Source organism: Micromonospora sp. WMMD558, from assembly GCF_049315255.1.
Lineage (GTDB): Bacteria > Actinomycetota > Actinomycetes > Mycobacteriales > Micromonosporaceae > Micromonospora.
This window is the reverse complement of sequence record NZ_CP186061.1, coordinates 2,594,223-2,612,826: the sequence shown is the minus strand read 5'-3', so window position 1 is coordinate 2,612,826 and position 18,604 is coordinate 2,594,223. Positions and strand designations below refer to the sequence as shown.

17 protein-coding genes and 1 pseudogene are annotated in these 18,604 nt (G+C 73.3%); 8 read left to right on the top strand and 10 right to left on the bottom strand.

Translation table 11 applies throughout. The features are described 5' to 3' along the window. Positions 1–49 precede the first annotated feature (49 nt). A complete protein-coding gene (locus ACN26Y_RS12770) occupies positions 50–1,306 on the bottom strand; it encodes an erythromycin esterase family protein (protein ID WP_422734754.1) in 1,257 nt (418 codons plus the stop codon). Positions 1,307–1,376: 70 nt separating this feature from the next. Here ACN26Y_RS12770 and ACN26Y_RS12765 point away from each other — a divergent pair, with 70 nt between their 5' ends. After that, on the top strand, positions 1,377–1,568 hold the full coding sequence (locus ACN26Y_RS12765) for a DUF2795 domain-containing protein (protein WP_155330493.1): 192 nt from the start codon (positions 1,377–1,379) through the stop codon (positions 1,566–1,568). Between the two features lie 52 nt (positions 1,569–1,620). Here the strand turns inward: ACN26Y_RS12765 and erm are convergent, their stop codons facing one another. Both erm and ACN26Y_RS12755 read right to left on the bottom strand, forming a co-directional pair. Then, positions 1,621–2,415: an ErmE/ErmH/ErmO/ErmR family 23S rRNA (adenine(2058)-N(6))-methyltransferase gene (erm, locus tag ACN26Y_RS12760; RefSeq protein WP_155330492.1), complete on the bottom strand. Its 795-nt coding sequence runs from the start codon at positions 2,413–2,415 to the stop codon at positions 1,621–1,623. 425 nt (positions 2,416–2,840) lie between these two features. After that, positions 2,841–3,743 (bottom strand): Gfo/Idh/MocA family protein, encoded by a 903-nt coding sequence (locus ACN26Y_RS12755; protein ID WP_196255902.1) that lies wholly within the window; start codon positions 3,741–3,743, stop codon positions 2,841–2,843. A gap of 202 nt (positions 3,744–3,945) precedes the next feature. On the opposite strand from ACN26Y_RS12755, the gene ACN26Y_RS12750 reads away from it, so the two are divergent. Together ACN26Y_RS12750 and ACN26Y_RS12745 are read left to right on the top strand one after the other, a co-directional pair. After that, complete coding sequence (locus ACN26Y_RS12750; RefSeq protein ID WP_155330491.1) at positions 3,946–4,341, top strand: hypothetical protein; 396 nt, start codon at positions 3,946–3,948, stop codon at positions 4,339–4,341. Next, positions 4,334–4,832, top strand: a pseudogene (locus tag ACN26Y_RS12745) (hypothetical protein). The gene ACN26Y_RS12750 and the pseudogene ACN26Y_RS12745 overlap by 8 nt, the downstream one beginning before the upstream one ends. On the opposite strand, the gene fabG reads toward ACN26Y_RS12745, so the two are convergent. Further along, positions 4,805–5,563 carry a 3-oxoacyl-ACP reductase FabG gene (gene fabG, locus ACN26Y_RS12740; protein ID WP_155330489.1) on the bottom strand — a complete coding sequence of 253 codons (759 nt, stop codon included), beginning with the start codon at positions 5,561–5,563 and terminating at the stop codon, positions 4,805–4,807. The pseudogene ACN26Y_RS12745 and the gene fabG sit on opposite strands and share 28 nt — an antisense overlap. Positions 5,564–5,630: 67 nt before the next feature. Beyond that, positions 5,631–7,283 (bottom strand): alpha-amylase family protein, encoded by a 1,653-nt coding sequence (locus ACN26Y_RS12735; RefSeq protein WP_155330488.1) that lies wholly within the window; start codon positions 7,281–7,283, stop codon positions 5,631–5,633. Between the two features lie 196 nt (positions 7,284–7,479). On the opposite strand from ACN26Y_RS12735, the gene ACN26Y_RS12730 reads away from it, so the two are divergent. Continuing rightward, entirely contained in the window at positions 7,480–8,160 is a 681-nt protein-coding gene (locus tag ACN26Y_RS12730; protein ID WP_155330487.1) for a DedA family protein, read from the top strand. Between the two features lie 53 nt (positions 8,161–8,213). On the opposite strand, the gene ACN26Y_RS12725 is transcribed toward ACN26Y_RS12730, so the two are convergent. The 4 genes from ACN26Y_RS12725 to ACN26Y_RS12710 all read right to left on the bottom strand — a co-directional run bounded on the left by ACN26Y_RS12725 (position 8,214) and on the right by ACN26Y_RS12710 (position 12,406). Continuing rightward, entirely contained in the window at positions 8,214–9,617 is a 1,404-nt protein-coding gene (locus ACN26Y_RS12725; RefSeq protein WP_422734753.1) for a chitinase, read from the bottom strand. Positions 9,618–9,771: 154 nt separating this feature from the next. Beyond that, entirely contained in the window at positions 9,772–11,199 is a 1,428-nt protein-coding gene (locus tag ACN26Y_RS12720; protein ID WP_422734752.1) for a carbohydrate-binding protein, read from the bottom strand. 82 nt (positions 11,200–11,281) lie between these two features. After that, positions 11,282–11,995, bottom strand: a complete 714-nt coding sequence (locus tag ACN26Y_RS12715; RefSeq protein WP_155330484.1) for a YidC/Oxa1 family membrane protein insertase — start codon at positions 11,993–11,995, stop codon at positions 11,282–11,284. Positions 11,996–12,076: 81 nt separating this feature from the next. Further along, positions 12,077–12,406 (bottom strand): DUF6412 domain-containing protein, encoded by a 330-nt coding sequence (locus tag ACN26Y_RS12710; RefSeq protein WP_230688975.1) that lies wholly within the window; start codon positions 12,404–12,406, stop codon positions 12,077–12,079. Between the two features lie 146 nt (positions 12,407–12,552). Here ACN26Y_RS12710 and ACN26Y_RS12705 point away from each other — a divergent pair, with 146 nt between their 5' ends. From ACN26Y_RS12705 to ACN26Y_RS12695, 3 genes are all read left to right on the top strand, one after another. Further along, positions 12,553–13,689 (top strand): carboxylate-amine ligase, encoded by a 1,137-nt coding sequence (locus ACN26Y_RS12705; protein ID WP_155330483.1) that lies wholly within the window; start codon positions 12,553–12,555, stop codon positions 13,687–13,689. Positions 13,690–13,715: 26 nt separating this feature from the next. Beyond that, positions 13,716–15,095 carry an FAD-dependent oxidoreductase gene (locus ACN26Y_RS12700; protein WP_155330482.1) on the top strand — a complete coding sequence of 460 codons (1,380 nt, stop codon included), beginning with the start codon at positions 13,716–13,718 and terminating at the stop codon, positions 15,093–15,095. A gap of 175 nt (positions 15,096–15,270) precedes the next feature. Further along, entirely contained in the window at positions 15,271–16,692 is a 1,422-nt protein-coding gene (locus ACN26Y_RS12695; RefSeq protein WP_155330481.1) for a WGR domain-containing protein, read from the top strand. Positions 16,693–16,711: 19 nt separating this feature from the next. On the opposite strand, the gene ACN26Y_RS12690 is transcribed toward ACN26Y_RS12695, so the two are convergent. Further along, positions 16,712–17,521 (bottom strand): Fpg/Nei family DNA glycosylase, encoded by an 810-nt coding sequence (locus ACN26Y_RS12690; RefSeq protein WP_422734751.1) that lies wholly within the window; start codon positions 17,519–17,521, stop codon positions 16,712–16,714. A 140-nt stretch (positions 17,522–17,661) separates the two neighbouring features. On the opposite strand from ACN26Y_RS12690, the gene ACN26Y_RS12685 reads away from it, so the two are divergent. Continuing rightward, complete coding sequence (locus ACN26Y_RS12685; RefSeq protein ID WP_422734750.1) at positions 17,662–18,396, top strand: thrombospondin; 735 nt, start codon at positions 17,662–17,664, stop codon at positions 18,394–18,396. Positions 18,397–18,604: the final 208 nt, after the last annotated feature.

Genomic DNA, 18,604 nt, shown 5'->3' with positions numbered 1-18,604 from the left:
GCCCCTTGTCAACGCCTGGCGTTGTACAAGGGGCCCTTCCTAACGCCGCTCAGACGCCCGCCGGGTACGTCTCCATCTCGCCGGGGGCCGACAGGGCGGGAAGCGGGTGCAGGGCCGTCGTATCGTCGCACCAGATGAACGCGTCGTACCGCGAACCCAGCCGCGTCGGGACGTAGTTGCCCCACGACTCGAACGACGGGTCGTACACCACGCCGATCGCCCGGTGGTCGAGGACGTCCGTGACCCAACCCGGCTGGTCGTCCCCGCCGAACACCAGCACCGCCCGCTCGGGCATCAACTCGTGCAGCCGCTGCTCGACCGACCCCTCCCGGGCCGGCGGCACGATCATCGCCTCGGCCGGCGAGCCCCAGCGCGGCGCGGCGATCACCGTACCCCGGTAGCTGCCGAACCCGACCAGCACGACCGCGTCCCGGCCGTGCCGCTCCCGACCCAGCTGGCCGATGTTCAGCATGCCGTCGGCGGCCATGTCGGTCGCCCGCGCGTCCCCGACGTGCGTGTTGTGCGCCCAGACGATTCCCCGCGACCCCGGGCCGTAGTGGTCGAGCAGCCGGTCGAGGGTGTCGGCCATGTGGATGTCCCGGACGTTCCACGACTCCGGCCCGCCCGCGACCATCGCCCGGTAGTACCGCTCCGCGCCGGCCACGACCTCCGCGTTCTGCCAGGTCGAGAAGGCGTCCGCGCCGTCGGCCGCGGCGTGTTCCCGGGTACGCGCCAGCAGCCGCACCACCTCGTCCTCGCACCGCGCCGAGACGAACCGGCTGGCCATGCCGTACTCCTCGACCCGCTTGCCGTACGGCTCGAAGCAGCGGTACGCGTCCTGCGCGGCCTCCAGCGACGCCGGGTCCTCCTCGCCCAGGTAGTCGAAGATGGCCTGCATCGATTCCCACAGGCTGTAGACGTCCAGGCCGTGGAAGCCGGCCCGCTCCGACTCGGGCCGCTCCACGTTCCAGGCGCGCAGCCAGCGGCCGAAACGCGCCACCTCGCCGTTGGCCCACATCCAGGTGGGCCACCGCTCGAACCGTTCCAGGGCGGCCTGCGGCTCGGCGACACCGCCGGGGGCCGCGGTGACCGCCCGGTTCACGCGGTCGCAGTCCGGCCAGTCCCCCTCCACGGCCACGAACGAGAACCCGCACTCGGCGATCAGGCGTCGGGTGAGCTGTTCCCGGAGCCGGTAGTAGTCGTAGGTGCCGTGCGTCGCCTCTCCGATCATCACGATCCGGGCGTCCCGGACGCGCTCCAGCAACGGGTCGAAGTCGCTCGGCGCGCCGAGCCGCTGAACCAGCATGGCGAGCGGCTACCCGGCGCGTCGACGGGCAAACCGGTGTGTCGGCGCGCGGAGCGGGTAGGCGGCGGCCATGACCGTCACCGGGGTGCAGTTGCAGGAGTACCTGGCCGGGCTCGACTACCCGATCTCCCGCGCGGACCTGGTCCGGTGGGGCCAGGAGAACGGGGTGAGCACGGAGATGCTCCAGATGCTGCGGGCGCTGCCGGCGGAGGACTTCGACTCCCCCGCCGAGCTGGCGGAGGCGTTGAACACGCTCGCCTGAGTGTTAGGAAGGGACCCTTCTACTACCGAATGCGTTAACAAGGGGCCCTTCCTTACGTCCGCAGCAGGCGGAACAGGACCAGCCACTGCTCGGGCCAGACGTGCCCGACCGGCGTGGCGGGGTCCAGGCGGGTGGCGCGCAGGGCCCCCGCCAGGCGGGCCCGCGGGTGGTGCCGGCCCAGCGACGCCGCGAGCGATCCGCCGGCGCCGTCGAAGCCCAGCTCCACCATCCGGCGGTACGCGGGCAGGTCCACCACCGGTAGCAACGGCTCGCCGCGCCGCTCGATCCGGAGGATTCCGGCGTCGACCCGGGGCACCGGGCGGAACGCGGTCCGGGGCACCCGCCCGGCGAGCCGCCAGCCGAACTCCGGCCAGGTCAGCACGGTCAGCCGGGTCCACCGCCCGTAGTCGCCGCTGCGCCGGCGGGCGAATTCGAGCTGGGTGAGCAGGGTCGCGGCGCGCAGGCCCGGCGCGGTCAGGCACCAGCGCACCACGGCGGACGTCAGCGACCACGGGATGTTGCCGACCACCCCGAACGGCTGCCGGGGCGGCGCGGCGGCGAGGAAGTCCGCCTGCCGGTGCGTCACGTTCGGCAGGGCGGCGCTGACCCGGGCCAGCTCGGCGCCGGCCGCCGGGTCCACCTCGTAGGCGACCAGGTGCCGGCAGCGGGCGGCGAGCGGCCGGGTCAGCTGGCCGCGTCCGGCGCCCACCTCCAGCAGCAGGCCGTCGGGGTCGGGGCGGGCCGCCCGGACCAGCCGGGCGATCGCGGCCGGGTCGGCGAGGAAGTTCTGGGAGAGTACGCGACGGGACCGGTCGCGTTCGGTTGCTGGGGTACGGCGGGGCGCCACGGGTCGTCGTCCTGTCTGTCGCCGTACGGCGACGTGGCGGACAGGCGGCCGCGGGTTTGAGTCCCGGCGCGAAGCGCGCCGAGGCCGGGCCCGAAGGGTTGCCTGTCCGGGGGATCGGGACACGGACGGCCCTGGGCGACGGCGCGGGACGGTCTCGACGCACGGGAGACCGGGTCACCTCGGGCGGGGCCCGGGGTTCACCGGTCGCGGCGGCCCACCCGGTGCTCGGCCGGGGTGGGAACGCGGTGCGTGGGTGGAATCAGTCGCGGGGCGCGCCGGCCAGGGCCGGACGCCGGACGCGCGGGCGGGCCACCAGCAGCGGCCCGAAGGCGGCCGGCGCGGCGGCCCCCTCGATCAGTGCGTACGCGGACATGACGCCGACCCTAACCGGGCCCGCCGGTCCCCGACCACCGCTTTCCCGCCGGTCAGGGGACGTCGACCGTGCGGGCCTCGCGCCGGGCGGTCTCCGCCGCCTCGAGGACGGCGACCACCTCCCGGCCGAAACGCACGTCGCAGCGGTGGTCGCGGGTGCCCGAGTCGACCTCCTCCAGCAGCTGGTCGATCGCCGTCCCGTACGCGTCCGCCACGGTGCCCTTGCCGAGCGGGGCGGTCTCGATGCCGCTGACGCCGTAGAAGCGCAGATCCCGCGTGACCGCCTCGCCCGGCGCGTCCAGGGTGAGCGAGACGCTGCTGGTGGCGCCGCCGGCGTGGGTGAGCAGCAGGTGCACGAGCCCGCGCGGGCCGTCCATCGCGGCCACCCGGGTCACCCGCCCCAGCACCGGCAGGATGATGGACAGCGCGTGCGGGCCGACGTCCCAGAGAGCGCCGTGCTGGCGCCGCCACGCGGAGCCCTCGTACGGGTTGCCGGGCTGGTAGATCGAGGCGAAGAAGGTGGCGGCGCAGTGCTGCCAGCCCTCCTCGGCGGCGGTGGCGGCGAGGAACGTGGTGACGTTCGGGTGGTACCGCTGGGTGAAGAAGATCAGGGAGGCGACGCCGGAGGACTGCGCCGCGGTGACCACCCGGTCGGCGTCGGCGACGCTCAGGGCGAGTGGCTTGTCCAGCAGCAGGTGCCGTCCGGCGGTGGCGGCGCGGACCGCGATGTCGGCCTGCACGTCCGGAGGAAGGGCGACCGCGACCGCGTCGGACGCCTCGATGAGCGCGTCGACGTCGTCGAACGCGGGCACGCCGTACCGCTGCGCGAGCGCGGCGGCCTTGGCCGGGTCCCGCCCCCAGACGCCGGCGAGCGCGGTCCGGGGATGTGCGTTCAGCCCCGCGCCGTGCGTCTCCGCCGCCCAGTGCCCGGTGCCGAACAAGCCGAACCGCATCACCACGAGAACCCCCAAGCCGTCGTCCCGCCGCAGCACCTCGCATCATGCTAGGGCCTGCGTCGGAGTCCCGGCACGAGTCGCGCCCAGGCCAGGCCCTGAGGCCCCGTGCTGGAGTCGCGGCGCGGGCCGCGCCCGTACGTCACCGCTACTACGCCGATTAGTAGAGTGTGGCGGTGACCGAACCGCGCCCCCGGTGGACCCGATGACCAGCGCCGCACCGGCCGGATCGCCGGTGGACGGGCTGCTCGCCTCCGCCGCCATCGTGCTGTGCCTGCTCGTCGCGGCGTGGGCTCTGGTGGCCACGCTGCGGCACCGCGCTCCCGACCGGGTGCAGTTCATCGGTCTGGCCGCGCTGGAGGCGGTCCTGCTGGTGATGGCCGTGGTGGCACTGGTCGCCCTCGCCGGGGGCGAGCGGCCGGGCGAGCCGGGGGCCTTCGCGGGCTACCTGGTGACGCTGGTCTGCCTGCCACCGCTGGCCTGGGTGCTGGCCCGGATGGAGCCGACCCGCTGGGGTTCGGCGATCGTCTGCGCCGTCTGCCTGGTCGCCCCGGTGGTGGTGGTCCGGCTCCAGCAGACCTGGGCGGTGCTCGGTGGCTGACGCGCCGGCCGCGGAGCGCACGCGGACCAACGCCGGCCCGGGCCGGCTGCTGATCGCCGTCTACCTCTTGTTCGCGATCGCCGCGACCAGCCGCGCCGGCCTCCAGATCGCCACGAAGTTCGACCAGGCTCCGGTCGCGTACCTGCTATCGGCGCTCGCCGCGGTCATCTACATCGTGGCCGCGGTGGGCCTCGCCCGCGCCGGTGCGGCCGGCCGGCGGATCGCCCTGACCTGCTGCACGGTGGAACTGGTCGGTGTGGTCGGTGTCGGCGCGTTCAGCCTGGCCCGGCCGGACCTGTTCCCCGACGAGACGGTCTGGTCCGGCTTCGGCAGCGGGTACGGCTACATCCCGCTGGTCCTGCCGGTGCTCGGTCTGCTCTGGCTCTGGCGCACCCGCCGCGCACCGTCCTGACCCGCCCCCGCCCCGCGACGCGCGCGGGGCGGAGCGGGGCGGGGGCGGCCGTCAGTCCTTCGGGCCGCCCGCGACGTAGACCACCTGACCGGACACGAAGGACGCGCCCTCGCTGGCCAGGAACGAGATGGTGTGCGCCACATCCTCGGGGCGGCCCACCCGGCGGACCGGGATCTCCGCCTCGGCGTGCTTCTGCAGCGCCTCGAAGTCCACCTTCATCCGGGCGGCGGTCGCCGCGGTCATGTCGGTGACGATGAAGCCGGGGGCGACCGCGTTGACGGTCACCCCGAACGGGCCCAGCTCGATGGCGAGGGTCTTGGTGAAGCCCTGGAGGCCCGCCTTTGCGGCGGAGTAGTTCGCCTGGCCGCGGTTGCCCAGCGCGGAGGTGCTGGAGAGGTTGACGATCCGCCCCCACTTCCGCTCGACCATGTGCTTCTGGGCGGCCTGGCTGAACAGGAACGCACCCCGCAGGTGCACACCCATCACCGTGTCCCAGTCGGCGTCGGTCATCTTGAACAGCAGGTTGTCCCGGAGCACGCCGGCGTTGTTGACCAGCACGGTGGGCCCGCCCAGTTCGGCGGCGACCCGCTCCACGGCCGCCTCCACCTGGGCGCGGTCGGACACGTCCGCACCGACCCCGAGCGCCCGGCCACCGGCGGCGGCGATCGCGTCGACGGTCTCCTTGGTCGCGGACTCCTCGATGTCCACCACGGCCACGGCCAGCCCGTCGGCCGCCAGGCGCTTGGCGGTGGCCGCCCCGATGCCCCGCGCCGCGCCGGTCACGATGGCGACCCGCTGCTCCTCCGACATGCCTACCTCCCGGTAACTTCACTTGATCGAAGGAGCTTAACCCAGGGGTACGGCGAAGCCCGCCGGCCTAGAACCCGCCGCCCCGGCACAGGCGGATCCAGCGGTAGCCGTAGCCGGCCAGCTTGAGGCGGTCGAGCTTGCCGACCGGCTCGTAGCTGCGGTCGCCGAGCACGTCGATCGGCAGGTCGGCCTGCGCCGCCAGGTGGCTCAGGTCGACCTCGGCGTCCTCGGTGCCGAGGTTGTGCAGGAAGACCATCGTGCCGGTCGGCCCGTCGGCCCGGTGCGCCAGCACTCCCGGCGGAGTCGGCACGTCGATGTGGGTGGTCGAGCCGGACCCGATCTCGGGGGCCTCGCGGAGCGTACGGATCATGCGCTCGAACCACGCGAGCAGCGAGGTGCGGTCGGCCCGCTGGGCGGTGACGTTGACCTTCTCGTAGGAGAACTCACCCTTGTCGATCACCGGCCGGACGAGCTTCTCCGGGTCCGCCGTGGAGAAGCCGGCGTTGGGCTGGTACGACCACTGCATCGGCGTACGGATGGCCTGCCGACCGGGCAGGGCGAGATCCTCCCCCATCCCGATCTCCTCGCCGTACCGCAGCACCGGCGTGCCGCGCAGCGAGAACTGGAGCGAGTACGCCAGTTCGACACGCCGCCGGTCGTTGCCGAGCATCGGGGCCAGCCGGCGGCGGATGCCCCGGTCGTAGATCCGCATGTCCTCGTCGGGGCCGAACTGCGCGTACACCTCGTTGCGCTGCTCGGAGGTGAGCCGGGACAAGTCGATCTCGTCGTGGTTGCGCAGGAACGTCGCCCACTGCCCGCCCTCGGGCAGCGCCGGGGTGTCGCGCAGCGCCTCGATCACCGGCTCCGGGTCCCGCCGCGCGAGGGCGAGCATGAGGCGCCCGTTCAGCATGAAGTCGAAGAGCATGTGCAGCCGGTTCGCGGATCCGCCGCTGTCGCCGAAGAACGTGGGCAGCTGGTCCGGTTCGACGTTCGCCTCGGCGAGCAGGACGGCGTCGCCGCGGCGCCACTGCACGTGCTGGCGCAGCTCGGTGAGGAACTCGAAGTCCTTCGGCGAGTTCGGGTTGCCGGGCTCGGTCAGCTCGATGATGAACGGCACCGCGTCCATCCGGAAACCCGAGACGCCGAGCTGGAGCCAGAACGACATGATCTTCTTGACCTCGGCCCGCACAGCCGGGTTGGCCATGTTCAGGTCGGGCTGGAACTGGTAGAACCGGTGGTAGTACCAGGCCTTCGCGGTCCGGTCGTAGGTCCACGTCTCGTGCTGCTCCCCGGGGAACACCATGCCCTGGTGACGGTCGTCCGGCTCCCGGTCCGACCACACATACCAGTCCCGGTAGGGCGAGTCCGGGGAGGACCGTGCGGAGACGAACCACGGATGCTGGTCCGACGTGTGGTTGACGACCAGGTCGATGATCACCCGAATGCCCCGGTTCTGCGCCTGGTGCAGCAGCTCGGCGAAGTCGCCGAGGGTGCCGAAGCGTGGGTCCACGTTGTAGAAGTCGGTGGCGTCGTACCCGTCGTCCTTGTTCGGCGACGGGTGGATCGGATGCAGCCACAGGCACGTCACGCCCAGCCGGGCCAGGTAGTCGAGCCGGCCGATCAGCCCCCGGATGTCGCCGACGCCGTCGCCGTCGGAGTCCGCGTACGTGTCGATGTCGAGGCAGTAGACGACGGCCTCGGAGTACCAGCGGTCACCCATGCCCCGGATATGTCTCCGGCGACGCGAGCCGGCAAACGCGAGACGGGGGTACGGTTCCCGGCGCGTCCGCTTCTCCGGCTGGCGGCGCGGGCCGGCGGACACCGCCCTGCACTGAGGCGTACGACATGTCCGGGTGTAAGTGGTGACCTGCCGGGTACCTCCTTCCGATCCCCCGGTCGGCAGCGGAAGGATCGCGATGGCACTCGCCCAGGACGTCCCCCCGGAGCAGTTCGGCGGGTTGACCGGCTGGGTGGCCGGTGTCATCGACGCGCTGGGCGCGGTCGGTGTGGCGCTGCTGGTGGCGCTGGAGAGCATCGTCCCGCCCATCCCCAGCGAGATCGTCCTCGCGATGGCCGGGTACCTGGCCGGCGAGGGACGTTTCAACGTCGTCCTGATCGTTCTCGCGGCGACCGTCGGGTCGCTGGTCGGGGCCCTCGCGCTGTACTGGCTCGGCGCCGGTCTCGGCGAGGACCGGCTGAAGCGGTGGCTGGACCGGCTGCCCCTGGTGGACCTCGACGACCTGGAGCGGGCGGACCGCTGGTTCGAGCGGCACGGCCGCTGGGCGGTGCTGTTCGGTCGCCTGGTGCCGGTGGTCCGCAGCCTGGTCTCCATCCCGGCGGGGGCGAACCGGATGCCGCTGGGCGAGTTCGTCGCGTTCACCACGCTGGGCAGCGGTGTCTGGAACGCGCTGATCGTCGGCCTGGGGTACACGCTCGGCACGCGCTGGGAGGACGTCGACCGCTACAGCAACTGGTTCAACTACGCGATCTTCGCGGTCTTCGCCGTCATGGTCCTCACCTGGGCGGTGAAGAAGGTCCGCCGGCGGCGTGCCCGGCGCGCCCGGCGCGGCCGCGAGTCGGTCCGCGCCGGGCGCTGACCGGGCCGCGCACCCCAGCGGGTACGCGGCCCGGCGCCGCGGGTCGGGTCAGGTCAGGGCAGGGTGTCGAGGTGCGGGCCGACGGTACGGGCGAAGTTGTTGCCGTTGGTCACGTCCCAGTTGACCGACCAGGTCATCGCGCCCCGCAGGCCGGGGTAGGTGCGCGGCGGGCGGAAGCTGCCGCAGTTGGTGCCCCGGGTCAGGCAGTCGAGGGCCGCGTTGACCACGCTGGGCGCGACGATGCCGCCGCCGGCCGCGCCGGGACCGGCCGGCAGGCCGAGCCCGACCTGGTCGGGCCGTAGCCCCGCCTCCAGCTGGATGCAGGCCAGCGCGACGATGAAGTTCACCGTGCCCTGGCTGTACGCGGCGTTGTTGTCGCAGCCGAGCATCGAGCCGGAGTTGTAGAACTGGGTGTTCACGACGGTGAGGATGTCCTTGATGTCCAGCGCCAACTTGAAGTAGCTGGTGGCCGGGTTCTGCATGTCGATGGTCTGTGGTGCCATCGCGATGATGAGTCCGGAGCCGACCTTGGCGCGCAGCGACCGCAGGGCCTGCGCCATGTACGTCGGGTTCAGGCCGTTCTCCAGGTCGATGTCCACGCCGTCGAAGCCGTACCGCTGGATCAGCGCGTGCACCGAGTCGCTGAAGGCGACCGCGGAGGCGGCGTCGTTGACGGCGACCCGGCCGGTCTCGCCGCCGACCGAGATGATGACCTTCTTGCCCCGGCTCTTCAGGGTCCGGACGTCGGCTGAGAAGTCCGCGTCGGTGTAGCCGCCCAGCGCGGCGGAGAGGCCGGGGTCGACCGCGAACGTGACCGCGCCGGGGGTGGCCGTCGCCTCGGCGAAGGCGACCGCGACCACGTCGTACTCGGCGGGGACGTCCCGCAGGCGCAGTTCCACCGCCGGGTTGTCGAAGTTGTGCCAGTAGCCGGTGAGGATGTGCTTGGGCAGGCCGGTGACCGGCGGCGGACTGGTGGGCGGCGGCGTGGTCGGGGGCGGGGTCGTGGGGGGCGGCGTGGTGGGTGGCGGGGTGGTGGGCGGAGGCGTGGTGGGGGTCGTGCCGCCTCCGCAGGCCGCACCGTTGAGCCGGCAGTTGGTCGGCGAGCCCGGCCCGCTGCCGAGGAAGCCGAAGGAGACCGACGCGCCCGGCGCGACCGTGCCGTTCCACGACCGGTTGGTGAACGTGTACCGCTGGCCGGACGAGGTGAGCAGCGCGTCCCAGTAGGTGCCGACCGACGTGCCGGCGGGCAGGTCGAAGGTGAGGCTCCAGCCGTTGATCGTGGTCGTGCCGCCGTTGGTGATCGTGTACTTCCCCTCCCACCCGCTGCCCCAGTCGGATGTCTTCACGAAGGTGGCGGTCGGGCCGGCGGCGTACGCCGGCATCGCCACCCAGGCGGCGCCGAGCGCGGCCGTCACCACGGTGACCAGGGACAGGACTAGGGATCTGGAACGCTTCATGCGACCCTCCACACCCGGACAGGCATCCACGGACGTCTACGTTGGCGCTTATTATTAAGACTGTTAACTGTTCCTGTCCAGGGGTGGGGGTCGAGTGATTGGAAGGGCCCCCTGTACTACGCGAGGCGTTAACAAGGGGCCCTTCCTTGCACGCTCAGCGGCGGAAGGTGAACCAGTTGACGTTGACGAAGTCGTTCGGCTGGCCGCTGGTGAAGGTCAGGTAGACCGTCCGGCGGCCGGTGGGGCCGGCGACGTTGCCGGGCACCGAGCGCCAGCTCTGCCAGCCCCCGGTGTTGGCGAGGGCGAAGCTGCCGATCGGCGGGCTGGTCGGACTGTCGAGGCGGACCTCGACGAGGCCGCTCACCCCGCCGGCCGCGCCGGAGGCGACCCGGGCGACGAAGTCCCGCGGTGGCATGGCACCGAACTCCACGTTGTCGAAGCGCACCCAGTCGCCGTTGCGCAGCGCGCCGATGTTCTGGCCGCCCTCCGAGCAGGCCTCCACGATCACGCCGTTCTGGGCGTTGAACGACTCGGCCTGGATCGTCGCGTACGCGTCACGGACCCCGCCCGGCGGCGGCGTCGTCGGGGGCGGGGTGGTCGGCGGCGGGGTGGTGCCGCCGCCTCGGCTGTACACGGCGACGTAGTCGACGACCATCGGCCGACCGGGGACGGTCGATGCGGTGGGTGTGGTGAAGCCGGCCACCCCGTTCGGGAAGCCGCCGCCCATCGCCACGTTGAGCAGCAGGAAGTAGCCGGCGTGCGACGTCATCTGGGTCCAGTACGGCTCACCGACCTGGCTCTGGGTGACGGTGTGGTAGAGCTGCCCGTCGACGTACCAGCGCAGTTGCTGGGGGCTGACCGAGGTGTCCCACTCGAACCGGTAGGTGTGGAAGGCCGACTGGCACGTGCTGCCGGGGCAGGCCCGGGAGGCGCCCAGCCCGTTGAACTCGTTGCACGGTCCGCCGGGCGCGACGCCGCAGTGCAGCACTCCCCAGACCGAATTGATCCCGTTGACGTTCTCCATGACGTCGAACTCACCGATGCCCGGCCAGTTCTGGTAGTTGCCCCGGTACGGCGACCCGAGCGCCCAGAACGCCGGCCAGTAGCCGAGCGCCTCCGCGCCGGTCACGTTCGGCATCTGGATGCGGCCCTCGATCGCGAGCACGCCACCGGACGGCGCCTTGAAGTTGCTGCGGACGGTCTCGATCCGCGCCGACGTCCACTGGCCGGACGCGTTGCGCAAGGGCGTGATCCGCAGGTTGCCGGAACCGTCGTGGCTGACGTTGGCGGTGCTGTTGGTGTACGTCTGGATCTCCCCGGTGCCCCAGTTGGGCGGGCCGCCGGGGTAGCTGGTGCCGGTGTCGATGATCCAGTTGGCCGAGGACGGCAGGGTGCCGGCCGCGCCCGTGAAGTCGTCGCTCCAGACCAGGCTCCAGCCGGACGGCGGCGGCGGGACGGCGGCGTTCGCGGTGACGGTCAGGCCGGCCAACGCGGTGGTGGTGGCGGCGGTGAGCAGGGCCAACGCCAGTCGTGTCCGGCGTCTTGCGGGCAGGGCGGCAGGCGCCCCGGATGGCGTGTGCATGGCTGTGCCTCTCTGCGGGACGGGTCGAGAGAGCGCTCTCTCAGGAGTTGTACGTGCCGTTCACCCGGATGTCAATATCGATCTACGTCGAGGCGGATGGACGGCGCAGCACCGCCTGTTCGAGCCCCGACCATGCCGTCGTGGTCGCCAGGTAGATCACCGCGGCCAGCGGCAGCACGAGCGCGACCAGCACGGTCGCGTACGGCAGCAGGGGCAGCAGGCGGGCCAGCGCGTCCGCGCCCGGCGTACCGGCCGGAGCCGGCACGGCGGCGCGCCGCATCCGGCGCGACGTCCACCAGGCCAGCACGACCAGGACGGCCAGCAGAGCGCCGAACAGCGGCACCACCGCGCCGCCGAGCCCGTCGCCGAGTTGGTGCCCGAGCGGCACCTCGGCGAGCTGTTCGTCCAGCAGGCCGGTGCCGCCCTCGTCCGTGGTGAACAGCCGGTACGCCACCAGCAGGAACGGGGCCTGGAGCAGCAGCGGCAGGCAACCGGCGAGCGGGCTCGCCCCGGCGGAGCGGTAGAGCGTGGCCAGCTCGGCCGGGAGCCGGGCCGGGTCGTCCGCGTACCGCCGCTGGAGCTCCCGGACGCGGGGGGCGAGCGCCGCGCGGCGCCGCTCCCCGCGCACCTGCGCGACGGTCAACGGGGTGATCAGCAGGCGGAGGGTGACGGTGAAGACGACGATGGCGGCGGCGGTGGCCGCGCCGCCGGTGAGCGGTTCGAGCAGGGTGGCGAGCCCGGCCAGGACGGCGCCGGCGGCGCCGACCACATCCGACAGCGGTGCGAAGGCGTGCATGGTGGAGGACCCCTCGGGTGCGATTCCGGGTACGCGCCGACGGCGCGCGAGGACGGCGGAGCCGGCCGCGCCGGGCTGTGCCTACGCGGCCGAGGGGAGGACGCCGGGTGCCCGCGGGCGGGGTCGGCCGGACGCGTCCGGGTCCACCTGGCGCGGCACCCGGCGGGCCCGCGCCCGCGCCCGGAGTGCGCACACCGCGCGGGTCGCCCCGGCGGCCGGCACCGCGACGATGCGCACCGCGAGCAGCGTGGCGAGCAGCACGAGCGCCGCGCCGGCGAGCAGCCCGGACGGATGGTCGACGACGACGGTCAGCCCGGCGAGCGTGACCGCCCACCACCCGAGCAGCACTCCGCGGGCGTACGTCGAGGTCCCGGCCCAGCCGGGCCGGGAGGTCGACGCGCGTCCGGTCACGGAGACCAGGCTATGCGGACGTGTCACGTCACCCGCTGTGATGACGACACGCCGCTGCCGCGTTTCCGGGCGGCGCCACCGTGGGTAACGACGGACCGATCCGGCGCGGAGGGACCGCGTCCGGCCGAGACGGACGGTGATTCCCGATGACCGGTCAGGTGGTGACGGCGCCGAGCGCGTCGGCCGACGGGACCGACCTGCTCACCGTGGGTGTCGAGGAGGAGTTCCTGCTCGTCGACCCGCACACGGGGGTCGCCGTGCCGGCGGTCGACCTCGTCATGGAGCAGGTCCCGCCCGAGCTGCGCGGCCAGGTCGAGCGGGAGTTCCAGACCAGCCAGATCGAGATCGGCAGCCCGCCCGGCCTGGAACTGCGCTCGATCCGCCACTCGCTGGGCGTGCTGCGTGGCGCACTCGCCGACGCCGCCGAGCGGGCGGGCGTACGCCTGCTGGCCATCGGGACCGGCCCCGCCGACGGGCCGGTGCCACCCGTGGTGGACAAGCCCCGCTTCGACCGGATGATCGAGCGGTTCCGGCTGCTGGTGCCCGGTCCCGGCAACAACGGCATGCACGTGCACGTCGGGGTGCCGGACGGCGAGACCGGCGTGCAGGTGCTCAACCACGTCCGGCCATGGCTGCCGGTGCTGCACGCGGTGACCGCCAACTCCCCGTTCGCCCGGGGCGCGGACACCGGCTACGCGAGCTGGCGGTCGGTGGAGTGGGAGCGCTGGCCGTCGGTGGCGCCGACGCCGTTCCTGGAGTCGCACGAGCACTACGAACGGTTGATCCGGCAGCTCATCGCCAGCGGCGTGATGCTCGACGAGGGGATGCTCTACTGGTACGCCCGCCTGTCGGCGAAGTACCCGACCGTGGAGATCCGGATCGGGGACGTCTGCCCGTCGGTGGACGACGCCGTGCTGGTCGCCGCCCTGGTCCGGGCGCTGGTCGCGACCGCGATGGCGGACATCGCGGCGGGCCGCCCCGCCATCCGCACCGACCACCACCTGCTCGTCGCCGCGCACTGGCGGGCCGCCCACGACGGCCTGGAGGGCGAGGGCGTCGACCCCACCGACGGTGAGCTGCGACCCGCCTGGGACCTGCTCGACCAGCTCGTCGACCAGCTGCGCCCGGCGCTGCAGCGGCACGGCGACCTGGCCGAGGTGACCGACCTGCTGGGCGAGCTGCGCCGGCACGGCAGCGGCGCGGCGCGGCAGCGTGCCGTCTTCGCCCGGACCGGGAAACTGACGGATGTGGTGGAGGACGTCGCCCGGCAGACCCGTGGCTGACGACGTTCCGTGACAGGATGGTGCACGTGACGCGACGACTGATCGTTATCGGTGGTGACGCCGCCGGCATGACGGCGGCGTCCCAGGCGCGACGCCGCCGTGGCCCGGACGAGCTGGAGATCGTCGCGTTCGAGCGGGGCCACTACACGTCGTACTCGGCGTGCGGCATCCCGTACTGGATCAGCGGCGTGGTGCCCGACCCCGAGCAGCTCATCGCCCGCGACCCGGAGACGTTCCGGAGCGACTTCCACATCGACGTGCGACTGCGGCACGAGGTCACCGCCATCGACCTCGACCGGCGCGAGGTCGTCGCCCGGGACCTCGAGGGCGGCGGCGAGGTCCGCGAGCGGTTCGACAGCCTCATGTACGCCACCGGCGCGACACCCATCAAGCCGGACTGGGCCCGCACCGACGTGGCCGGCGTGTTCGGCGTGCAGACCCTCGACGACGGCGCCGCGCTGCGCGAGTGGCTGGAGGCCGCCCCGAAGCCACGGAACGCGGTGGTCGTCGGCGGCGGCTACATCGGAGTCGAGATGGCGGAGGCGATCCTCCGGCGCGGGCTGTCGGTCACCCTCATCGAGCGGGCCGAGCAGCCGATGTCGACGGTGGACCCGGACATGGCCGAGCTGGTCAGCGACGCCATGCGCAGCCTGGGGGTGCAGATCCGCACCGGCCTCTCGGTCATCGGGCTGGAGGAGCGGGACGGGCGGGTGTCCGCCGTCGTCACCACGGAGGGGCCGGTCCCCGCCGACGTGGTCGTCCTCGGCCTCGGCGTCCGCCCCAACGTCGGGCTGGCCGAGGCGGCCGGGCTGCCGATCGGTCCCAGCGGGGCAATCCGGGTGGACCGGCGCATGCGGGTGCCCGGTGTCGAGGACGTGTGGGCCGCCGGGGACTGCGTGGAGTCCCTGCACCGGGTCAGCGGGATGCCGGTGCACATGCCGCTGGGGACGTACGCCAACAAGCAGGGCCGGGTCGCCGGCATCAACATCGGCGACGGGTACGCGACGTTCCCCGGGGTGATCGGCACGTCCGTCACCAAGGTCTGCGACCTGGAGGTGGGGCGCACCGGGCTGCGCGAGCGGGACGCCGTGGCGTCCGGTTTCGAGTTCGTCTCGGTCATCGCCCAGTCCACCAACCGGGCCGGCTACTTCCCCGGCGCCCGCCCGATGGCGGTGAAGCTGATCGCCGAGAAGACCAGCGGGCGGCTGCTCGGCGCGCAGATCGTCGGCTGGTCGGAGGCGGCGAAGCGGATCGACCCCTTGGCCGTGGCGCTGTGGAACAAGATGACGGTGGACGACATGACCGCGCTCGACCTCGGTTACGCGCCCCCGTTCGCGCCGGCTTGGGATCCGGTGCTGATCGCCGCCCGCAAGGCCGTCGACGCCCTCGCCGCCGCCAACCGGTAAGGAAGGGTCCCTACTTAACGCCTCCGGTAGCGAAAGGGCCCCTTCTTAACGACGTCAACGCCCCTCCTGCGTGGCAGGGTGCCGTGTCCACACCCGATCCTGTCGGTGGGCGCGGTTAGCGTGTGCGCGCTGTCGCAGTGCCGGTTTCCGGCGCCGATCCCCCTCGGAGGCACCCATGTCGCAGGAGACGACCTACCTCGAACTGTCCGAAGTGGACGGAAGCGCGCACAAGTTCTACGAGGTCGTCGTCGCCGACACCGCGATGACCGTGCGCTACGGCCGGATCGGCGACCAGGGCCAGGTCAAGACCACGACGTACCCGGACAACGCCCGGGCCCGCGCCGCCGCCGCCAAGAAGATCGGCGAGAAGGTCCGCAAGGGGTACGCCCCGGCGGTGCGCGGCGTCCGGCAGAAGCGCGCGGTGTCCCGGCGGCAGATCGTCAGCACCCGGTCCACCGCCCGCACCGCGCCCGTGCTCTGGCGGTACGACTCCGGCGCCCCGGCGTTCGGCATCTTCGTCGACGGGCGGACGTGCATGGTCGGCAACGAGCACGGCGTCATCACCACCCTCGGGCACGACGCGCGCGTGCTCGACCAGGTCCGGCTCCCGGACGGGGTGAAGTGCATCGTCGCCGACGACGCGTGGATCTACGCCGGTTGCGACGACGGCAACGTCTACGACCTCTCCGGCAAGGTGCCCCGGGCGGCGTACGCGATCGCCCCCGAGATCGACATCTACTGGCTGGACATCCACGACGGCGTCCTGGGTGTCTCCGACGCCGACGGCGGCATCGCCGCGATCGACCACGAGGACGAGTTCCTGTGGCGGCGGGCGGGGCGCGGGCGGTCGGCGTGGATGGTCCGCTGCGACGCCGACGCGCTCTACCACGGCCACTCGCAGGGCGTGACCGGCTACGACTGGCGTACCGGGGCGGAGTTGTGGCACACCCGCACCGGTTCGGTCCTCTTCGGCTGGCAGGAGCGGGACGCGGTGTTCGCCGGCACCGGCAGCCGGGAGGTCGTCCGCCTGCGCAAGGACGGCCGCGCCGAGCGGACGTACCACTGCGACGCCCCGGTCTTCTCCTGCGCCACCGCGGAGGGCGGCCGGTACGTCTTCGCCGGCGACAGCCAGTCCTCGATCTACTGCTTCGACGCCGCCGGCACCCGGCTGTGGAAGCTCGGCACCGGCTGCGGCTCGGCGTACTCGATGCAGTACCACGACGAGCGGCTCTACGTGGTCACCACCAGCGGGCACCTGGCCTGCATCGACGCCAGCGAGCCGGCGATCCGGGCCGCCGAGGCGGGCGACGTCCCGGAGGTGGTCGACGTCAAGGCGCCGGCCCGGCTGCCCGAGCCGGCGGCCTGGGCGACGGTCGAGGTGACCAGCGACGACCGGCACGGCGTGGTGGTGCAGTGCGTCGACGACCGCGGGCGGCTGCGTATCCAGGTCCTCTCCCCCGGCTACCACCGGGACTGGGCGGTGCAGTTCCCCAAGGGCATCCGGGAGGTCGGCGCGCGCTACGTGGTCACCGAGGTCCGGGAGGCCGGCCGGGGCGGCTTCTACCGGGCGTACGGCGACATCCGCCGCCTCCGCTGACCCGCCGGCCGCTCGGTGATCAGGCGGCCTGGCAGGTGGGGCACCAGTAGAGGTTGCGGCCGGCGAGGGTGCCCCGGCTGACCGGAGTGGCGCAGACGTGGCAGGGCGCGCCGGGACGGCGGTAGACGTAGACCTCGCCGCCGTGCCGGTCGACCCGCGCCGCCCGGCCCATCGCCTCGGGCAGGTGGGCGTCACGGACGGTGTCGATCCGGCCGCGCTCGACGGCCTGCCGCATCAGCGTCACCAGGTCCGCCCAGAGCCGGTCCCAGCCGGCGGGGGTGAGCCGCCGGCCCGGCATCGTCGGCGGCAGGCCCTCCCGGAACAGCGCCTCGGTGACGAAGATCAGCCCGGTGCCGGCCACCACCGACTGGTCGAGCAGCAGCGCCGCGAGCGGCGTCGCGCTGCGGGAGATCCGGGCGTACGCCCGCTCCGGGTCGGCGTCGGCGCGCAGCGGATCCGGGCCGAGCCGCCCCCGCAGCGCGGCCACCTCCGGCGGGGTGAGCAGCTCGCACGCGGTGGGGCCGCGCAGGTCCAGCCAGTGCCGGTCGGACGTGAGCCGCAGCCGGATCTGGCCGACCGGGTCCGGTGGCTCGCCGGCCCCGTCGGTGACCTTGCCGTACAGGCCCAGGTGGACGTGCAGGGTCAGCTCACCCGGGTAGTGGTGCAGCAGGTGCTTGCCGTACGCCTCGGTGCGCTCCAGGACGGACCCGGTGAGCCGCGCGGCGCCCTCGGCGAAGCGGCCCTGGGGGCTCGCCGCGTGCACCTTGTCCCCGGCGAAGAGCTCGGCGTGCCGGGCCGCCAGGCGGTGGATGGTGTGTCCCTCTGGCACGGCGGCAACGGTAGCGCCGCCCGCCCGGCGTCCCCGACGGGGTGGGTGTCGCGATCGTCACGTCTGGGTACCTCTCCACCGTTACCGCGCGGGCGCCACCCGTTCCACCGGCCGCCGGCGCATTCCTCAGGAGGTGTGACGTGGTTCGAATTCCTTCCCTCTCGCGCCGGACGGCACCGGCGCCTGACGACACCGGCCGCACCGGCGAGGCGGCCGCCAGCCACGACGGCGCCACCGACCGCGCCGACGACACGACCCGGACCTCGCGCCCGGTGGTGACCGACCGGACCGACGAGCAGACGACGTACCGCAGCACCGCGGGGCCGGCCGAGGGCCGGGACACCGACGCCGCCCGCCGGGCCGCCGTGGCCCGCGCGGCGACGGCCCGGTCCGACGAGGGGACCCGCCGTACTCCGGTCGCGGACCCGGCCCAGGAGCGGACGCTCGACGGCCGGACGGTCGACCCGGACCGGGACGCCGCCGCGGCGCGGGTCGACCGGGACCGCGACGGTGTGCCGGACCGGGCGGAGCGCCCGGTGGTCGCCGGCCCGAAGCCCCGGTCCAGCCTGCTCGCCACGCTCGGCCTGATCGCCGGTGTGGCCGGCGTGCTGTTCGTGCTCACCGGCACCCTCGCCGGGTACGGGATCGGGCTCGGCGCCGTCGGCGCGGTCCTCGCCGTTCTCGGCCTGGCCGCGACCCGGCGCCGGCACGTCGCCGGGACGACCGACGCGCTGCTGGGCATCGTGGCCGGCCTGGGTGCCGTGGTCCTGGGCGTGCTGGCGATGACCGGCCAGTTCGACTGGCCGACCACCGACGGCGACTGGGTGGCGCGCTTCCGGGAGTGGCTCGACTCACAGTTTGTGGATCGCTTCTAGGGGGCACTGTCCGGCTCGCCGGCGGTGCGCCGGCGACGCCGGTGGTGCACCGGCACAGCCCGACCAGCCTGGTGGTTCACCAGCCGGGCACACCCTGATTCGGGGGCGGCGGTTCGCCGCCCCCGAAGTGGTTCCGGCGTCGGGACGCGGTGACGCAACGAAACGCCGCCGACCCACGGCTACACGCAACGATCCGACGTCCTGTGCA

Excerpts from the sequence above, each read along its gene's own strand:
- ACN26Y_RS12765 (WP_155330493.1), top strand. The coding sequence starts at position 1,377 with ATGACCGTCACCGGGGTGCAGTTGCAGGAGTACCTGGCCGGGCTCGAC.
- ACN26Y_RS12705 (WP_155330483.1), top strand. The coding sequence starts at position 12,553 with ATGACCGGTCAGGTGGTGACGGCGCCGAGCGCGTCGGCCGACGGGACC.
- ACN26Y_RS12750 (WP_155330491.1), top strand. The coding sequence starts at position 3,946 with ATGACCAGCGCCGCACCGGCCGGATCGCCGGTGGACGGGCTGCTCGCC.
- ACN26Y_RS12715 (WP_155330484.1), bottom strand. The coding sequence starts at position 11,995 with ATGCACGCCTTCGCACCGCTGTCGGATGTGGTCGGCGCCGCCGGCGCC.
- fabG (WP_155330489.1), bottom strand. The coding sequence starts at position 5,563 with ATGTCGGAGGAGCAGCGGGTCGCCATCGTGACCGGCGCGGCGCGGGGC.
- ACN26Y_RS12770 (WP_422734754.1), bottom strand. The coding sequence starts at position 1,306 with ATGCTGGTTCAGCGGCTCGGCGCGCCGAGCGACTTCGACCCGTTGCTG.
- ACN26Y_RS12720 (WP_422734752.1), bottom strand. The coding sequence starts at position 11,199 with ATGCACACGCCATCCGGGGCGCCTGCCGCCCTGCCCGCAAGACGCCGG.
- ACN26Y_RS12735 (WP_155330488.1), bottom strand. The coding sequence starts at position 7,283 with ATGGGTGACCGCTGGTACTCCGAGGCCGTCGTCTACTGCCTCGACATC.
- ACN26Y_RS12730 (WP_155330487.1), top strand. The coding sequence starts at position 7,480 with ATGGCACTCGCCCAGGACGTCCCCCCGGAGCAGTTCGGCGGGTTGACC.
- ACN26Y_RS12725 (WP_422734753.1), bottom strand. The coding sequence starts at position 9,617 with ATGAAGCGTTCCAGATCCCTAGTCCTGTCCCTGGTCACCGTGGTGACG.
- ACN26Y_RS12695 (WP_155330481.1), top strand. The coding sequence starts at position 15,271 with ATGTCGCAGGAGACGACCTACCTCGAACTGTCCGAAGTGGACGGAAGC.